The organism is Flavobacterium sp. N502540 (genome assembly GCF_025947365.1).
Taxonomy (GTDB): domain Bacteria; phylum Bacteroidota; class Bacteroidia; order Flavobacteriales; family Flavobacteriaceae; genus Flavobacterium.
In genome coordinates this window covers 3241839-3258878 of the sequence record NZ_CP110012.1, presented here as the reverse complement: position 1 = coordinate 3258878, position 17040 = coordinate 3241839, and the positions used below count along the sequence as shown (strand labels likewise).

General features: G+C 36.7%; 11 protein-coding genes. All 11 read left to right on the top strand.

Going from position 1 to position 17040, the window contains the following annotated elements; all coding sequences use genetic code 11:
- The first annotated feature begins 59 nt into the window (after nucleotides 1-59).
- Complete coding sequence (locus tag OLM58_RS13720; protein ID WP_264529360.1) at nucleotides 60-2282, top strand: NADP-dependent isocitrate dehydrogenase; 2223 nt, start codon at nucleotides 60-62, stop codon at nucleotides 2280-2282.
- A 215-nt stretch (nucleotides 2283-2497) separates the two neighbouring features.
- The gene (locus OLM58_RS13715; protein ID WP_264529359.1) at nucleotides 2498-4879 is read left to right on the top strand and encodes a TonB-dependent receptor; all 2382 of its coding nucleotides are present in this window, start codon (nucleotides 2498-2500) and stop codon (nucleotides 4877-4879) included.
- 37 nt (nucleotides 4880-4916) lie between these two features.
- Nucleotides 4917-5738, top strand: coding sequence for a DUF4249 domain-containing protein (locus tag OLM58_RS13710; RefSeq protein ID WP_264529358.1), 822 nt, complete (start codon nucleotides 4917-4919; stop codon nucleotides 5736-5738).
- 3 nt (nucleotides 5739-5741) lie between these two features.
- Complete coding sequence (locus tag OLM58_RS13705; RefSeq protein ID WP_264529357.1) at nucleotides 5742-6224, top strand: GyrI-like domain-containing protein; 483 nt, start codon at nucleotides 5742-5744, stop codon at nucleotides 6222-6224.
- A 5-nt stretch (nucleotides 6225-6229) separates the two neighbouring features.
- On the top strand, nucleotides 6230-6673 hold the full coding sequence (locus OLM58_RS13700) for a DinB family protein (RefSeq protein WP_264529356.1): 444 nt from the start codon (nucleotides 6230-6232) through the stop codon (nucleotides 6671-6673).
- 173 nt (nucleotides 6674-6846) lie between these two features.
- Nucleotides 6847-7509 (top strand): thiamine diphosphokinase, encoded by a 663-nt coding sequence (locus tag OLM58_RS13695; protein ID WP_264529355.1) that lies wholly within the window; start codon nucleotides 6847-6849, stop codon nucleotides 7507-7509.
- Nucleotides 7510-7566: 57 nt separating this feature from the next.
- Complete coding sequence (rlmF, locus tag OLM58_RS13690; protein WP_264529354.1) at nucleotides 7567-8526, top strand: 23S rRNA (adenine(1618)-N(6))-methyltransferase RlmF; 960 nt, start codon at nucleotides 7567-7569, stop codon at nucleotides 8524-8526.
- 89 nt (nucleotides 8527-8615) lie between these two features.
- The gene (locus OLM58_RS13685) at nucleotides 8616-9578 is read left to right on the top strand and encodes an alpha/beta fold hydrolase (protein WP_264529353.1); all 963 of its coding nucleotides are present in this window, start codon (nucleotides 8616-8618) and stop codon (nucleotides 9576-9578) included.
- A 337-nt stretch (nucleotides 9579-9915) separates the two neighbouring features.
- Entirely contained in the window at nucleotides 9916-13035 is a 3120-nt protein-coding gene (locus OLM58_RS13680; protein ID WP_264529352.1) for a TonB-dependent receptor, read from the top strand.
- A 463-nt stretch (nucleotides 13036-13498) separates the two neighbouring features.
- The gene (locus OLM58_RS13675) at nucleotides 13499-14371 is read left to right on the top strand and encodes a T9SS type A sorting domain-containing protein (RefSeq protein WP_264529351.1); all 873 of its coding nucleotides are present in this window, start codon (nucleotides 13499-13501) and stop codon (nucleotides 14369-14371) included.
- Between the two features lie 562 nt (nucleotides 14372-14933).
- On the top strand, nucleotides 14934-16928 hold the full coding sequence (gene uvrB, locus OLM58_RS13670) for an excinuclease ABC subunit UvrB (protein ID WP_264529350.1): 1995 nt from the start codon (nucleotides 14934-14936) through the stop codon (nucleotides 16926-16928).
- Nucleotides 16929-17040 lie beyond the last annotated feature (112 nt).

Below are 17040 nucleotides of genomic sequence, written 5' to 3'. Positions count from 1 at the left end.
AGCCGACTATACCTTTTACATTGCCATTCTCTGGCGATACGATTATAAAAAAAAAAAAAATGACACAGAATTCGAAAATCTATTACACCTTAACTGATGAGGCGCCCTTGTTAGCGACTTATTCTTTTTTACCTATTGTTCAAGCATTTACGGGTACTGCTGGTATCGCTATTGAAACCAGAGACATCTCTTTGGCTGGCAGAATTTTATCTAATTTTCCTGAGCTTCTAACAGCTGCTCAAAAAACCGGAGATGCCTTGGCTGAATTAGGTCAGTTGGCAACACAGCCTGATGCTAACATCATCAAATTACCAAACATTTCTGCATCGGTACCGCAATTAAAAGCGGCTATTGCTGAGTTACAGTCACATGGTTACGGAATTCCAAATTATCCTGAAGATCCGCAAAATGATGCTGAAAAGGAAATTAAAGCAAAATATGCTAAAGTTTTAGGTTCTGCTGTAAACCCGGTTTTACGTGAAGGAAACTCAGATCGTAGAGCACCAAGAGCAGTAAAGAACTTTGCAAAATCAAATCCACACTCCATGGGTGCATGGTCTGCTGATTCTAAAACAAAAGTAGCTTCAATGTCAAACGGTGATTTCTACGGAAGTGAAAAATCGCTTACAGTTGCAGAAGCTAATGATGTAAAAATTGAATTCGTTGCAAAAGACGGTACAACTACTGTATTAAAAGCCAGTACTCCGCTTAAAGCAGGTGAGATCATTGACAGTTCTGTTTTAAGTGTAAAAAAATTAAAAGCTTTTGCTGCTGATGCTATCGCTGATGCTAAAAAAGAAGGTGTTTTACTTTCGGTACACTTAAAAGCGACCATGATGAAAGTATCAGATCCAATTATCTTTGGTGCTATCGTTGAAGTATACTTTGCTGATCTTTTCAAAAAATATGAAACTTTATTTGCAGAATTAAACATTGACACCAGAAATGGTTTAGGTGACATCTATGCAAAAATTGCAGGAAGACCTGAACAAGCGGAAGTGGAAGCTGACATTACTAAAGCAATCGAAAACGGTCCTGCTTTGGCAATGGTGAATTCTGATAAAGGAATTACAAACTTACACGTACCTTCGGATGTAATTGTTGATGCATCTATGCCAGCAATGATTCGTACTTCAGGGCAGATGTACAATAAAGAAGGAAAACAACAAGATACTATTGCAGTTATTCCGGATCGCTCTTACGCTGGAATTTACACGGCTACTATCGATTTCTGTAAAAAACACGGTGCTTTTGATCCTAAAACAATGGGAAGTGTTCCTAACGTAGGTTTGATGGCTCAAAAAGCAGAAGAATACGGATCTCATGACAAAACATTCCAAATAAAAGCTGACGGAGTTGTTCGTGTAACAGACAACAAAGGAACTGTTTTAATGGAACAAAGCGTTGAAACTAATGATATTTTCAGAATGTGTCAGGCCAAAGACGCTCCAATTCAGGACTGGGTTAAACTAGCTGTAAACAGAGCACGTTTATCTGATACTCCTGCCGTTTTCTGGTTAGACGAAAACAGAGCGCATGACAGAGAATTGATCACAAAAGTTCAAAAATATTTAAAAGATCACAATACCGTAAATCTGGATATTCGCATCTTAAACCCAGTTGCTGCTACTGAATTTACTTTAGACAGAATCATCAAAGGTTTAGACACCATCTCGGTAACCGGAAACGTTTTACGTGATTATTTAACCGATTTGTTTCCAATTCTGGAATTAGGAACTTCGGCTAAAATGTTATCTATCGTTCCGTTAATGAACGGCGGTGGATTGTTTGAAACGGGTGCAGGAGGTTCAGCGCCAAAACACGTAGAGCAATTTACAGAAGAAGGATATTTACGTTGGGATTCATTAGGAGAATTTTTAGCCCTTGGAGCTTCTTTAGAGCATTTAGGACAAACTTTAGACAATTCTAAAGCAATTGTTCTGTCTGAAACTTTAGACCAGGCAAATGATAAATTCCTTGCCAATGATAAATCTCCAGCTCGTAAAGTAGGTCAGATTGACAACCGTGGTTCTCATTTTTACCTTGCATACTACTGGGCTCAGGCTTTGGCTGCTCAAAACAAAGATGCTGAATTAAAAGCGATCTTCACTCCAATTGCTGCTGAATTTGAAGCTAACGAAGCTAAAATCGATGCTGAATTAATTGGTGCACAAGGAAAGCCTCAAACGATTGGTGGTTATTACCAACCAACTCCGGAGTTAGTAAGCAAAGCAATGCGACCAAGCGAAACATTCAACTCCATTATCGCCCAAATAAAATAGTATAATGAAATGATAGAGATATAAAACGTATCTCCCCTAAAAAGACAACTTTCAACAGTTGTCTTTTTTTATGAGTCAAACTAAAAAAACTCTGAACCTTTGAACCCCTACACCTTTGAACCTCAGAAAAAGAGCCATTCTTAACTAATCTTTAACAAACGTTCTGCAGAAATATTTAACAAGAATCACTAACTATGTGACTCAAAACCAAGACAATGACCACCAAAAAAAATACCACTTTTTTGTTTTTTCTATTTACCATTTTAACATCATTTTCTCAGGAAAAATTCACACTGAGCGGTACCATCACCGACTTTAAAAACAATGAAACTTTAATTGGTGTAAACCTCTATATTCCGGCCTTGAAAATGGGTACTACCACCAATGAATATGGCTTTTATTCTCTAACTGTTCCACAGGGCGAATATCAAATTGAAATTAGTTATGTTGGTTATCAGACTCTTCAAAAGACCATTATTTTAAATCAAAACACAAAAAATAATTTTGCCATTATCGAAAGTGGTGAAGAGCTTAAGGAGGTCATAATTACTGATAATAAAGGTAAAATCAACATCAAATCGCCTGAAATGAGTGCCAATAAGCTCTCCATTGCCACGATTAAAAGAATGCCGGTTGTTTTAGGTGAAGTCGATGTCTTAAAATCAATTTTACTACTCCCGGGAGTTACCAACGCAGGTGAAGGAGCTTCGGGGTTCAATGTACGTGGCGGGGGTGCCGATCAGAATTTGATTTTGCTAGACGAAGCTACTATCTTTAATTCTTCTCATGTATTTGGTTTTTTCTCCGTTTTTAATCCGGATGCCATCAAAGATTTAAAATTATATAAGGGCGGAATTCCGGCCCGCTATGGCGGAAGAGCCTCTTCTGTTTTAGACATTTATCAAAAAGACGGAAACAGCAAAGAATTTCATGTCAATGGTGGAATTGGATTAATTTCAAGTCGAATTTTAGCCGAAGGCCCGCTAGTGAAAGACAAAGGTTCATTCCTTATTGGAGGAAGAGCTTCTTACGCTCATTTATTTCTAAAGTTATCCGAAGATCAAAAAAACAACGCTGCTTATTTCTATGATTTGAATACTAAATTGAGTTATAAGCTAAACGAAAACAACAGCTTGTATTTATCGGGTTATTTTGGCCGTGACGTATTTAGTCTGAACAAGAGCTTTACCAATATTTACGGAAATTCGACCCTAAACCTGCGCTGGAATCACCTATATTCCGATAAATTATTTGCCAATTTATCTCTGATTTACAGCGATTACTATTACGGTCTTGACTTAGATTTTGTAGGCTTTAAATGGGACTCCGGAATTAAAAATTATAACATCAAATACGATTTCAAAAACTATATCTCAGATAAATTCAAACTGAACTACGGTTTAAACGGAATTTACTATGAATTTAATCCCGGAACCATTAAACCAAGTAATGAAAAATCCGGAATTAATCCGGACCAACTGGACAAAAAATATGCTTTTGAACCTTCTGTTTATATCGAAGCCGAGAATCAGCTTTCAAAAAAACTCACACTAGCTTACGGCTTGCGCTACAGTCTTTTCTATCGCTTAGGTACTTCTACTATTAATTATTACAACAATAACGAAGCCGTTACCTTCAATAATAATATGCAGATTTACGAAAAAGGAATCCCTGTCTCAACAAAATACTTCGGTAAAAACAAGGTCATTCAGGATTACAACAATTTCGAACCGCGGCTTTCGGTTTCTTATCAGTTAAACGACGATCAGGCTATTAAAGCAAGCTATAACCGCATGGCGCAGTATCTTCAATTGATTTCGAATACCTCATCACCTACTCCGCTTGATGTGTGGATGCCTAGTGATAACTACATCAAACCCCAGATTGCAGATCAGGTTGCTTTGGGCTATTTTAGAAATATTAATAATGGCGCCTATACCGTTGAAGTAGAAACATATTACAAAAAGATTCAAAACCGACTTGATTATATCGATGGTGCCGATTTGATTGCGAATAATGCGATCGAACAAATAGTTCTGAACGGAAGAATGAGAGCTTATGGTGTCGAATTTATGCTTAAGAAAAATGAAGGCAAATTCAACGGATGGATTTCCTATACTTTATCCAAATCACAACAGCAGACTCCGGGAAGAACTCCTGAAGAGACCGGTATCAACAACGGACAATGGTACAGTTCTGCCTATGATAAAACGCATAATTTAGCCGTGACATCAGCTTATAACCTGAACGAGAAATGGTCATTTGGAGCTAATTTTGCGCTTCAGTCAGGACAGCCTGTTACCTATCCAAATGGACAATATCAGTATTTAGGAATTACGGTGCCTAGTTATGGTTTAAGAAACGACAATCGTTTGCCGGCCTATCACCATTTAGATGTTTCGGCAACTTTGACACCCCGAAAAAACAAAGACAGGAAGTGGAAAGCAGAATGGGTTTTTAGTATTTACAATTTATACAACCGCCAGAATGCGGCCTCGATTAATTTCCGCCAAAATACCGATACCGCTGCAAATGAAGCCGTAAAAACTTCAATTTTCGGAATTGTTCCGGCCGTTAGCTATAATTTTAAATTTTAAGACCAACCTTCCCTCCAAAGAAAATAAAAAACAGATCATGAAAAAAGCAACTCTTTTAATTGTCCTTTTTATATCGATTTTCTTCACTGGCTGTGAAGAAGTTGTGGATGTTAATCTGGATACTGCCCCGCCAAAATTAGTTATTGAAGCGGCTATAAACTGGCAAAAAGGAACTACAGGAAAGCAACAAACCATAAAACTGACCACCACTACAGGTTATTTTCAAAATGTTATTCCAATTGTTTCAGGCGCAACCGTATTTATCACGAACAGCCAGAATATAAAGTTCAATTTTAGTGAAGTTCCGAAAACCGGACGTTATGTTTGCTCGAATTTCATTCCGGTAATTGACGAAATCTATACCTTAACGGTAGTTTCCGGCGGAATTACTTATACTGCCACTGAATCTATGAAATCAGTCACTCCCATAACCCGGGTGGAACAAAACAATCAGGGCGGTTTTTCAGGAAAAAAAGTGGAAACCCGTGCTTATTTTAACGATCCTGCCAATGCCGATAATTTTTATCTTTTTAAATATGTATATTCGACGAAAATTACTTCAACTTATTACGTTACTGAAGACAAATTTTTTCAGGGAAATGAATATTTCAGCACTTCTGATGATGACGATTTAAAAGTTGGAAATGAAGTCGAAATGACACATTACGGCATCTCTAAACAATATTACAATTATATGAGTATTCTGGTGAGTATTGCCGGAAACAATGTTGGCGGACCTTTTCAGTCTCCTCCCGCAACCGTAAGAGGAAATATTATCAATACGGCCGATAAGGCTAATTTTCCGTTAGGTTATTTTTCGCTTAGTGAAACCGATTACAAAAAATACAAAATTCAATAAAGAATGGAAGCCAGAATTCAGATTTTATCCGGAAAAAAACTAATTGGTAAATACGTAATAATGTCATTTTTGGAAAACAAAACCCATGAATTATGGAGTTCGTTTATGCCGAAACGAAAAGAAATTAAGAACATGATCGATGCCAACTTGTATTCTCTGGAAGTTTTTCCAACGGCACATTTTGACAATTTTGATCCCGGAAATACCTTCGAGAAATGGGCTGCAGTCGAAGTCTCTGCATTTGATGAAGTACCACAGGAAATGGAATCTTTGGTAATTCCTGAAGGATTGTATGCTGTTTTTGTTCATAAAGGCCCTCAAAGCGAAGGCCACAAAACGTATCGTGAAATTTTTGTAGATTGGCTCCCCAATTCAGCGTATACGGTTGATGAAAGACCGCACTTTGCCGTAATGGGTGAAAAATACAAAAAAGAAGATCCGGATTCGGAAGAAGAAATCTGGATTCCGATAACCCAAAAAGCTTAAAAACTATGTTGATCGATACCTTAAAAATTCTTTTTAACAGAGACCTGAACAAATTAAAAGTTGAAATCGAATCCTATCAAAACAAGGCTCTGATTTGGACAATTGCACCTGACATTTCCAATTCAGCCGGAAATCTTTGTTTGCATCTGATAGGAAATATAAATACCTATATTGGTGCCGAATTAGGAAAAACAGATTATGTTCGTGATCGTCCATTGGAATTTTCCCTGAAAGATATTCCGAGATCAGAGCTCATCAGCAAAATTGAACGTACTATTTTGGTGGTAAACAATACCCTTGACAGCTTAACCGAAGCCGATTTAGAGCTTATCTATCCGCAAATTGTTTTCGAAAAAGAAATGACAACCGGTTTCTTTTTAGTGCATCTTTCTACCCATTTAGCGTATCATTTAGGGCAAATCAATTACCATAGAAGATTAGTTTTTTAAGTTTACAGTCGTTGTGTTCGGTCTCAGTTCTCAGTCGCAGTTTACAGTCACAGTGTTCAGTTTCAGTCGCAGTAACGGTTTTCGAAATACTGTAAACTGAGACTGTAAACTGAATACTGCGACTAAACACTAACTTTTGTACATTTGCAGCACATTTCAAATTAAAAAACTAAATGTCTTCACACCATATCGTACGCGACGACCAGGAACCTGCTTTAATTATAGCCAACGGAGCAGCATGTAATCCGGAATTATTAGGACAATTACTGGAATGGTCTCCTCTGGTTATCGTACTTGATTCGGCCATTGAAAGAGTAATTGAATTGGGCATCAAAGTCGATGTCCTTCTGGGCGATTTCGACCGTGGTTTTGATCCTGAAATTTACAAGACAACACAATATCCTATCGAGATCGTTCATACTCCCGATCAGGACAAAACCGATTTAGAGAAAGCTTTTGATTATTTAATCGATCGCAAAATACCTGCTGTAAATGTTCTCTGGGCCACCGGAAAACGTGCAGACCATACCATAACCAATATCACCAATATTGCCCGTTACCGCGATTTGCTTAAAATTGTTATTCTCGACGATCATTCAAAAGTATTCTTACTGCCTCGCAAATTCGAGAAGTGGTACACCGCAAAAACTCCTATCTCCTTGATTCCGATTGGGGTGGTTAACGGAATTTACTCAACCAATTTACAATATCCTCTGGAAAACGATACCTTAACCATTGGCTACAGAACCGGAAGCAGCAATTCAGTTCTTCAGGATGGTTTAGTGACAATCGCCCACACCAACGGTGATTTGCTGTTGATGGAATGCATGGATTAATTTTACAAGACGTTTCCTAAAAAAGGAATGCCTATCTTTGCACGGAAATTTACAAAAATGAAAACAACAGACAATTCCGAAAAAAACAATTTACATCCTCGAAATCTACATCGCTCGCGTTATGATTTCGAACTTCTTATCGCGAATTGTCCTGAGTTAAAAGCACAGGTTGCCATAAACATTCACGGAATTGAAACTATTGATTTCAGTAATCCTCTTTCAGTAAAACTGCTGAACAAGGCTTTACTACAAACTTATTACGACATACAAAACTGGGATATTCCTAAAAACTATCTTTGTCCGCCTATTCCCGGAAGAACAGATTACATTCATTATCTGGCCGATTTACTAGCCGAAACCAACGATGGAAATATTCCTCAGGGGGCATCAGTATTAGGTTTGGATATCGGAACAGGGGCTAACTGTATCTACCCTATTTTAGGAAATGCAATTTACGATTGGAGTTTCGTAGGAACAGATATCGACGAAAAAGCGATTGCAAATTGCAGCAAAATTATTGAAGCCAATCCAAAACTGATTGAAGCCATAAGCCTTCAGCGGCAAACAGAATCACGTTTCATTTTTAAAAATATCATCACACCCGAAGATCGTTTTACTTTTATGATGTGTAACCCTCCTTTTCATTCTTCTGCCGAAGAGGCCAACCAGAGTACCGTTCGCAAAGTTTCGAATTTAAATCCGAAGGAAAAGAAAAAAACAAATCCCGTTTTAAACTTCGGAGGTCAAAATGCCGAATTATGGTGCGATGGAGGTGAAATTGGTTTTGTAACTCAAATGATTTATGAAAGCGCCAGATATGCCATGCAGTGCTTATGGTTTACCACTCTGGTTTCAAAAAGAGACAATCTTTCCAGCATTTATAAAACATTAAACAAAGTAAATGCTGCTTCTATCAAAACAATCGATATGGCTCAGGGACAAAAAACAAGCCGAATTGTAGCCTGGACTTTTTTAAGTGAGGCACAGCAAAAGGCCTGGAAGTCTGAAAACGTCTAACATTGAAATTCTAATACTTTAAAATTAAATCCTGATAATCTTAGGGTTTACATTTTTTGTACCTTTAAAGTAATTTGAATTTTATTCCTATGCCAAAAAAAATCTTTATAGTAGTATTATTTTTTTTGCTTGCAGGTTGTGCCTCTTCAAAAAAGGCAAAATTTGACGATTATGTTTTTAAAACAAAAAGCGAAAAACAAGCTTATATCGATTCATACGATCAGGCGTTGAAACTTTGGGACATTCCTTATACGGAAGAAAACATACAAACCACTTACGGAACTGCCCACGTAATTGTTACCGGTTTAAGAGATGGCAAAGACCTGGTTCTGCTTCACGGAATGGATGCAAGTTCGACCATGTGGTATCCCAACATAAAAGCACTCTCCAAAACACACCGCATTTATGCCATTGATTTTATAATGGAACCCGGAAAATCTACTTTGACTTCTAAACCGCTCTCTTCAGAAGAAATAGTCCGTTTGCACAATGAAATTTTCAATCATTACAAATTAAAAAAAATTGATCTTATAGGAGCCTCCCGCGGTGGCTGGATCGCAACATTACTAGCCGCTCAAAAAGAAAATTCAATTGATAAAATAGTGCTGTTAAGCCCAGCACAAACCTTTAAATCTATAGACAAAGTAAGAAAGATGACTCCTGCTTTGATGTTGAAACTTTTCCCCAATGAAAAGAAATTCGAAAGAACATTAAAAATTTTTTCTATTCATCCTGAAAAAATCAGTCCGGTTTACAAAAGACAATTCTATTTGGCCAACAAATATGCAAAGTCAAATTCAAGCATGCTGAAAATGCGTCCTTTCTCAGATGATGAACTGAAATCCATCACCAATCCGGTTCTGGTTTTAATTGGAGATCAAGACATTATCAATTCACAAGAAACCCTCGAAAGAGCTCAGAAACTTTTAGTAAACGGTAAAACAAAAACGATTCATGATGCGGGTCATTTTTTAAGCATAGATCAATCTAAAGCTGTAAATGAAGAAATAATTGAGTTTTTAAATCCTAAGAAAACAAACTCAAACCCTTAAAGAAAAATATTTTTCGCAACGTAAATACGAATTAAATATTAAAAACTTAAAAAATAACTTTTAAAATAAACTAATCAATAGTTTTAACTTAAAATTATATATATTTACAATTACAGCAAAACTATTTTAAAAAATCGTCAAAATAGAGCGAACCATCCCCCTCAATCTACTGGACCAGTCCTAAATTAAAAAAGTGACAATAACCATATGGTTCAGAGATTTATTGAATAAAAATTCCAAAACAAATTCAATTTCAAAATAATTTATAGTAGACCGGCTTGCTATTTATTTTTTTGCTTTCATATTAATTTAAACCAAACTAATATAAACCAGAATTATGAAGAAGAATCTATTCAAAAACCAAATGTATTTACGACTCCAAAAAGTGTTACTCACACCTTTTGCATTCACTATTCTTTTAGCGAACGGCAACAATCTTACTGCTGCTGAAAATACGAAAAACCGAAAAAATACCATTCAGACCAATCAAAACAAACAAATCGATCTTGTCAAAGGAAAAGTTGTCGATGACACAGGAGCCTCTTTACCGGGAGTTACTGTTTTGGTCATCAGTACCAAAAAAGGAGCCGTTACCGATATTGACGGGAACTATACTATTGAGGCCAAAGTTGGTGACGTTCTGCAATTTTCATACGTAGGGTTACAAACCAAAACTGTAACAGTTAACGGATCAACTGTAAATGTTACGCTGTCGGGAGGCAGTGGTGAAAGCCTGGAGAATGTAGTGATCATTGGTTCGCGTAACCCTACCCGAACTGTTACAGAATCAGCTGTTCCTATAGATGTTATTGCAATGAAGGATATTGCAACACAAGGCGCACAAACCAACCTGAACCAGATTTTGAACATGGTGGCACCTTCCTTTACCTCAAATACCCAAACGGTAGCTGACGGAACGGATCACCTTGATCCGGCGCAATTAAGAGGTTTAGGCCCTGATCAGGTATTGGTTTTGGTAAATGGTAAAAGAAGGCATACCTCCTCTTTAGTTAACATAAACGGAACCCCGGGAAGAGGATCAGTAGGAACCGATTTGAATGCAATTCCCGCTTTCGCTCTTGAAAAAATAGAAGTACTGCGAGATGGTGCTTCTGCTCAATATGGCTCAGACGCTATAGCAGGGGTAATTAATCTTAACGTAAAAAAAGACACTAAAAAAATAGATATTAATCTCTTTTCAGGAAGTAATTTTTCACGAAATGCTAACGATCACAGGGGAGGAAATGATGGTAACAATTACCAAATGGATGTTAATTACGGAACAAATTTAGGCAAAGAAAAAAGTTTTATTAATTTAACGGGAAGCTTGCAATTAAGAGATGCTACAAGCAGGGCTAATGATGCCACAGGTACCATCTATAACGCTTATAATGCGATTGAGCAAAGAGCTTCAGAAGACGGAATAAATATAAATTCTCTGTACGGAAACATTACCAATACTCCTAATTCTGCTCAAATTGTAAGTTTAATAAAAAACTATGCTCCCAAAGTAAGTTATTTTACCGGGGCACAACAAACGAATATCAGTAATGCCACAACTATTTCGCAATTACAAACGGCCTTAAATTTTGATGCTACGGACGGAGAACTGGCTTACCGAAAACTTGAAAGAAGGAACTTTAATATGAGAATAGGACAATCTGAATTTAAAAGTGTTCAGTTCTTTTTGAATGCCGCCTATCCCATAAATGATAAATTAGAAGTTTACGTTTTTGGTGGAACCAGTTATAGAAATGGTGAATCTGCTGGTTTTTTCAGAAGACCTAATCAATCGAGATCTTACACCGGTTTATACTTAAATGGCTTTTTACCCGAAATTCATTCGACCATTAATGACCTTTCTGCTGCAACAGGACTTAGGGGGACCATTTTCAAAGACTGGCATTTTGATTTGAGCAATACATATGGCCGAAATTCCTTTGATTATAACATCGAAAATACTGTAAATGCTACTTTAAGAGAAGGTTCCCCTACTGAATTTGATGCAGGAGGTTTACGTTTTGCTCAAAACACAACAAATTTTGATATGAGCAAAAAAATCAATACCCTGAATGTCGCTTTTGGTGCCGAATATCGCTACGAACAGTACGGTATCAATGCCGGAGTTCCTGATTCTTACAGCCAATACGATATCAACGGAAATGTAGTTACCGGCACAACACCTGCCAACATAAGAGTAACGGATTTTTATGGCGCCGCCAGACCAGGTGGAGCACAGGTTTTTCCGGGTTACAGAGCAGAAAATGCAAAAACCGAAAAAAGAAACAGTGTGGCTCTCTATACAGATTTAGAGTTAGATGTAACCGAAAAATGGTTATTAAACGGAGCTGTCCGCTTTGAAAATTATTCCGATTTTGGAAGCACTACTAATTTTAAAATTGCAACCCGCTATAAACTTACAGACAACATCAATTTACGGGGTGCTTTCTCAACAGGATTCAGAGCTCCATCCTTACATCAAATTTATTATGAATCCACTGCAACACAATTTACAGGAGGAGTCCCTTTTGAAGTAGGAACTTTTAGCAATGATTCTGAAATCGCAAAATTACTTGGAATTCCGAAATTAAAACAAGAAGAGTCAACCAGTGTTAGTGCCGGATTTACAGCTAAAATTCCATCAGCCAACCTTACCATAACTGCAGACGCTTATTACATCAAAATAAACGACAGAGTAGTACTTACCGATCAGTTTACGCCAACTCCTCTGACTCAGCCTTTATATGATCAGGCTGGCGCAAATGCGGCAACTTTCTTCGCCAATGCAATTGATACCGAATCTAAAGGAATTGATGTGGTACTTACCAACAAAATGAACCTAAATGAAAATCTGACTTTAAAAAATGACTTGTCCGGTACCTTTTCAAAAACACGTAAAATAGGAAACATCCATGCCTCTCCTATACTGGAAGCGGCAGGTCAGGTAAATACTTATTTTTCAGAATCTTCAAGAATTTATTTAGAAGAAGCAGTACCGCGAGTAAAAGTAAATCTGACAAACGGCCTTACTTACAAAAAGTTCGATTTCTTCTTAAGAAACGTTTACTTTGGAGATGTAACAGATCCAAACGTTGCTGACGTAAACGGTGATGGTTTTATAGGCGCCACTATTGTAAATGGAAAAGCGGTGGAAAACGAACATCCTGTTTGGGGAGGAAGAGTGATTACCGATATGTCTGTAGGTTTTAAAATTAGTCCTATCGCTAAAATTATAATCGGTGCTAACAATGTTTTTGATATTTATCCGGACAAAAACCTGGGACCGCAAACAGCAAGAAGAGCCAATGGCGTTGACGCAAATGGAAATATAACCTATGCCGCTACTCCAACTGCTATTGATTTATCCAACCAAAATCAATTTGTGTATTCCAGAAATGTATCGCAATTTGGTCAAAACGGACGTTTTGTTTTTGCAAGATTAAGCCTTAGCTTCTAAATCATTCTCAACTATAAAAAAGACCGTCAACATTAAATTTGTTGACGGTTTTTTCTTGAATCATAAGTCTAGTTCTGAAATAACGACACATAAAAAATCGTCGTTAGAAGTACAAACTAATCTTTCATCGTCTAAAAATAAATTTCCAGATACCTCGGAATACTGTCCAAAAGGTGATCCATTAAAAAACTTTCACAAGGCATTATAGACGGTGAAAAATACCAAACTTTATTAGGTGTCCGGTACTCTATAACGTCGACGAAGTTCCGTCTTAAGAAATAAACCCTATTCAGATTCTTCGGCAACCAGTCTCCTGAATGTTTAACTATAAACTTATGAAGGGAATGATCTTCTTAATTCTTTTCCTTTTATTGACACCTTTTAAATTATAAGTGCTTTTTTTTGTAAGACAATACTTTGTTTTGTAAATTCACAAAATATTTAACAATATATTTTTTACATTATGAAGAAGGTTTATTTATTTATTTCGTTGCTAATTTCGACATTGAGTTTCTCGCAACAAACAATTTCTTTTGAAAACGCAGAAGGTTTTACGCTTGGTGATATAAATCGACAAAATGGATGGACAACAGTAGGACAAAATCAGATTATTACTCAGGGAAATCAAACTGATGGAAATAATGCTTTAAAAATAACAAATGACCCTAATTTAGGTAAACCTTATACTCCATATATAGGGGCTTACAAAGATCTTCCTATAGCTTTCCCAGGTAATTTTACAATATCTTTTGATATTAAAATAACTGAGCAATCACCAACTTCCTCCTCTTTTTTTTTCGGTATTGATTCCCCTACTAATCGTGGGTATGATATACTGATATTTAATAACGATGGAAATTTTACTGATTACACTGGAAATTTTACAAACGCGACGGCAACATGGACTACAAATACGTGGTATAGGGTAAAAGTTGAAAGAACAGCATCGAAAATTAGCTATTATTTGAATGGAACATTAATAAAAGACACAAATAAAACTTCGGAGATAACAGGAATGGCATTTGGACAAAGTCCAAATTCTTCCGGTAGTGCCTATATCGATAACATTAAGATTAATAATGAAAGTAAATTATCTGTGCAAGAATTTTTAAAATATTCTGACATATCCGTTTATCCAAATCCAACTACAGATTATATCAATATTAAATCACCAACAAAAATTAAATCCATTAAAGTTTATGAGATTTCAGGCAAGAAGATTAATGTTAAGCTGGAAGGGGACAAGATTAATGTTAAAAATCTGGCGGCCGCCACTTACTTATTAAATGTGGAAACAGATGGCGGAAACTTTACAAAAAGATTTATTAAAGAGTAATATGTCTATATTTATAATTAGAAAAACACTCTCAAAAGTGTAATATGCTCTATTTCTTAGATCAATTGGTTTTGTTTTTAAGTTAAACTTCAGTATGTTTTAAGTATTAATTAAGTCACTCTTATCAATAATTTTTCATTGTATTGTTATTCAATTTTTGTTTAGTTATATAATGTGTTGTAATGCTGTAATATTCCATTTCCTTCTGTACACCCTCGACTAATTCAAAACCGTTGCTAGATAGGTTTAGACAGACATAATTAGTTTTAAAGATTTTCAAAATCAAACCTATCATTACTTTATTACCTGGAATACCTGTACGGGGAGATTATATTCGAAAATTGAAGTTTGAGCCGTAAACAGATTGCATCCATCCAATCAATCCAAGTATTGATCCGTATCAAGCTCTGAATGAAGTAGTAATTGACTTTTTAATTGATAAAAAATGCACTGCTCAAATAGTTTCTGGCTTTTTGGACAGTGCATTTTTTTGAATTCCCCTTTGAGCAAAAAAAGAAATCAAACTCGTATCTTTACAACACTAATCTTTCATCATCCAAAAATGAATTTCCAGGTATCCTCTGAATACAGTCCAAAAGGTGATCAGCCACAAGCAATAGAAAAACTTTCACAAGGCATTATAGACGGTGAAAAATACCAAACTTTATTAGGAGTTACCGGTTCCGGAAAAACTTTTACGGTAGCCAATGTTATTCAGGAAGTACAGAGACCTACTTTGGTTTTGGCGCACAACAAAACGCTCGCGGCACAATTGTATTCTGAGTTTAAACAATTTTTTCCAAATAATGCTGTGGAATACTTCGTTTCTTACTACGACTATTACCAACCGGAAGCTTTTATGCCGGTTACCGGAGTATTTATCGAAAAGGATTTATCCATCAATGAAGAACTGGAAAAAATGCGTCTGAGCACTACTTCTTCCCTGCTTTCAGGGCGTCGTGATGTATTGGTTGTCGCTTCGGTTTCCTGTTTGTATGGTATCGGAAATCCTGTTGAATTTCAGAAAAATGTCATCGAAATAGCAAGAGATCAGGTCATTTCCCGAACGAAATTACTACACAGCCTGGTTCAGAGTTTATATTCCCGAACGGAAGCAGATTTTACTCCCGGAAACTTCAGAATCAAAGGAGATACGGTTGAAGTATACCCAAGTTATGCCGATGACGCCTATAGAATTCACTTTTTTGGTGATGAAATAGAAGAAATAGAGTCCTTTGATGCCAAAACCTCACAAGTCATTGAAAAATTCACCAGACTAACCATTTATCCTGCCAATATGTTTGTGACTTCACCTGATGTTTTACAAGGTGCTATTTGGGAAATCCAGCAGGATTTAGTCAAACAAGTCGATTATTTTAAAGAAATCGGTAAACATCTGGAAGCAAAACGTCTGGAAGAGCGTACAAATTTTGATTTAGAAATGATTCGCGAATTAGGATATTGTTCCGGAATTGAAAATTATTCGAGATATCTTGACGGCAGAGATGCCGGAACCCGTCCTTTCTGTTTATTGGACTATTTTCCAAAGGATTATTTGATGGTAGTAGACGAGAGTCACGTGACGGTTTCGCAGGTTCATGCCATGTACGGAGGCGATCGCAGCCGAAAAGAAAATCTGGTAGAATATGGTTTCCGTCTGCCTGCCGCAATGGACAACCGACCTCTGAAATTTGAGGAGTTTGAAGCCATGCAAAATCAGGTTATTTACGTGTCTGCAACACCCGCTGATTATGAACTTCAGAAAACAGACGGGGTTTATGTAGAGCAGATCATTCGTCCGACAGGATTATTAGACCCCATTATTGAGATCCGCCCAAGTTTGAATCAGATTGATGATTTGATCGAAGAAATTCAGGTTCGCTGCGAATTAGACGAAAGAGTTCTGGTAACCACTCTGACCAAAAGAATGGCCGAGGAACTAGCCAAATATTTGACCAAAGTCAACATTCGTTGTCGTTATATTCATTCCGACGTGGATACACTGGAGCGTATCGAAATTATGCAGGACTTACGCAAAGGAATTTTTGATGTTTTGATCGGGGTAAACTTACTGCGTGAAGGTTTGGACTTACCTGAAGTTTCGCTTGTTGCTATTTTAGATGCCGATAAAGAAGGTTTTTTAAGAAACCACAGATCATTGACACAAACTATTGGCCGTGCCGCAAGGAATCTTAACGGGAAAGCTATTATGTATGCTGATAAGATCACCGCCAGTATGCAAAAAACAATCGATGAGACCAGTTATCGCAGAACCAAACAAATCAATTATAATACTCAAAACAATATCACTCCTCAGGCCTTAAATAAAAAAATCGATAGTGCCTTTACTAAAAATCCTCTGGTTGAATACGAATTAGGACATACTTTACCGGCAGCTGCAGCAGAACCGGAAACGGCTTATTTATCGAAAACGGAATTGGAAAAAATGATTCGTGAAAAACGAAAATCAATGGAGAAAGCGGCAAAAGAACTGGACTTTTTACAGGCTGCAAAACTGCGTGACGACATTAAAAAACTGCAGGAGCAACTATCTTAAATACATCATTTTAAAATAACGAACCTAAAAAACAAAGGAGGAATTTATACTTAAAATTATTTAAGAAATATTTTATACGGAATTTCAAATTGATTAGTTTTAACAAAATTTT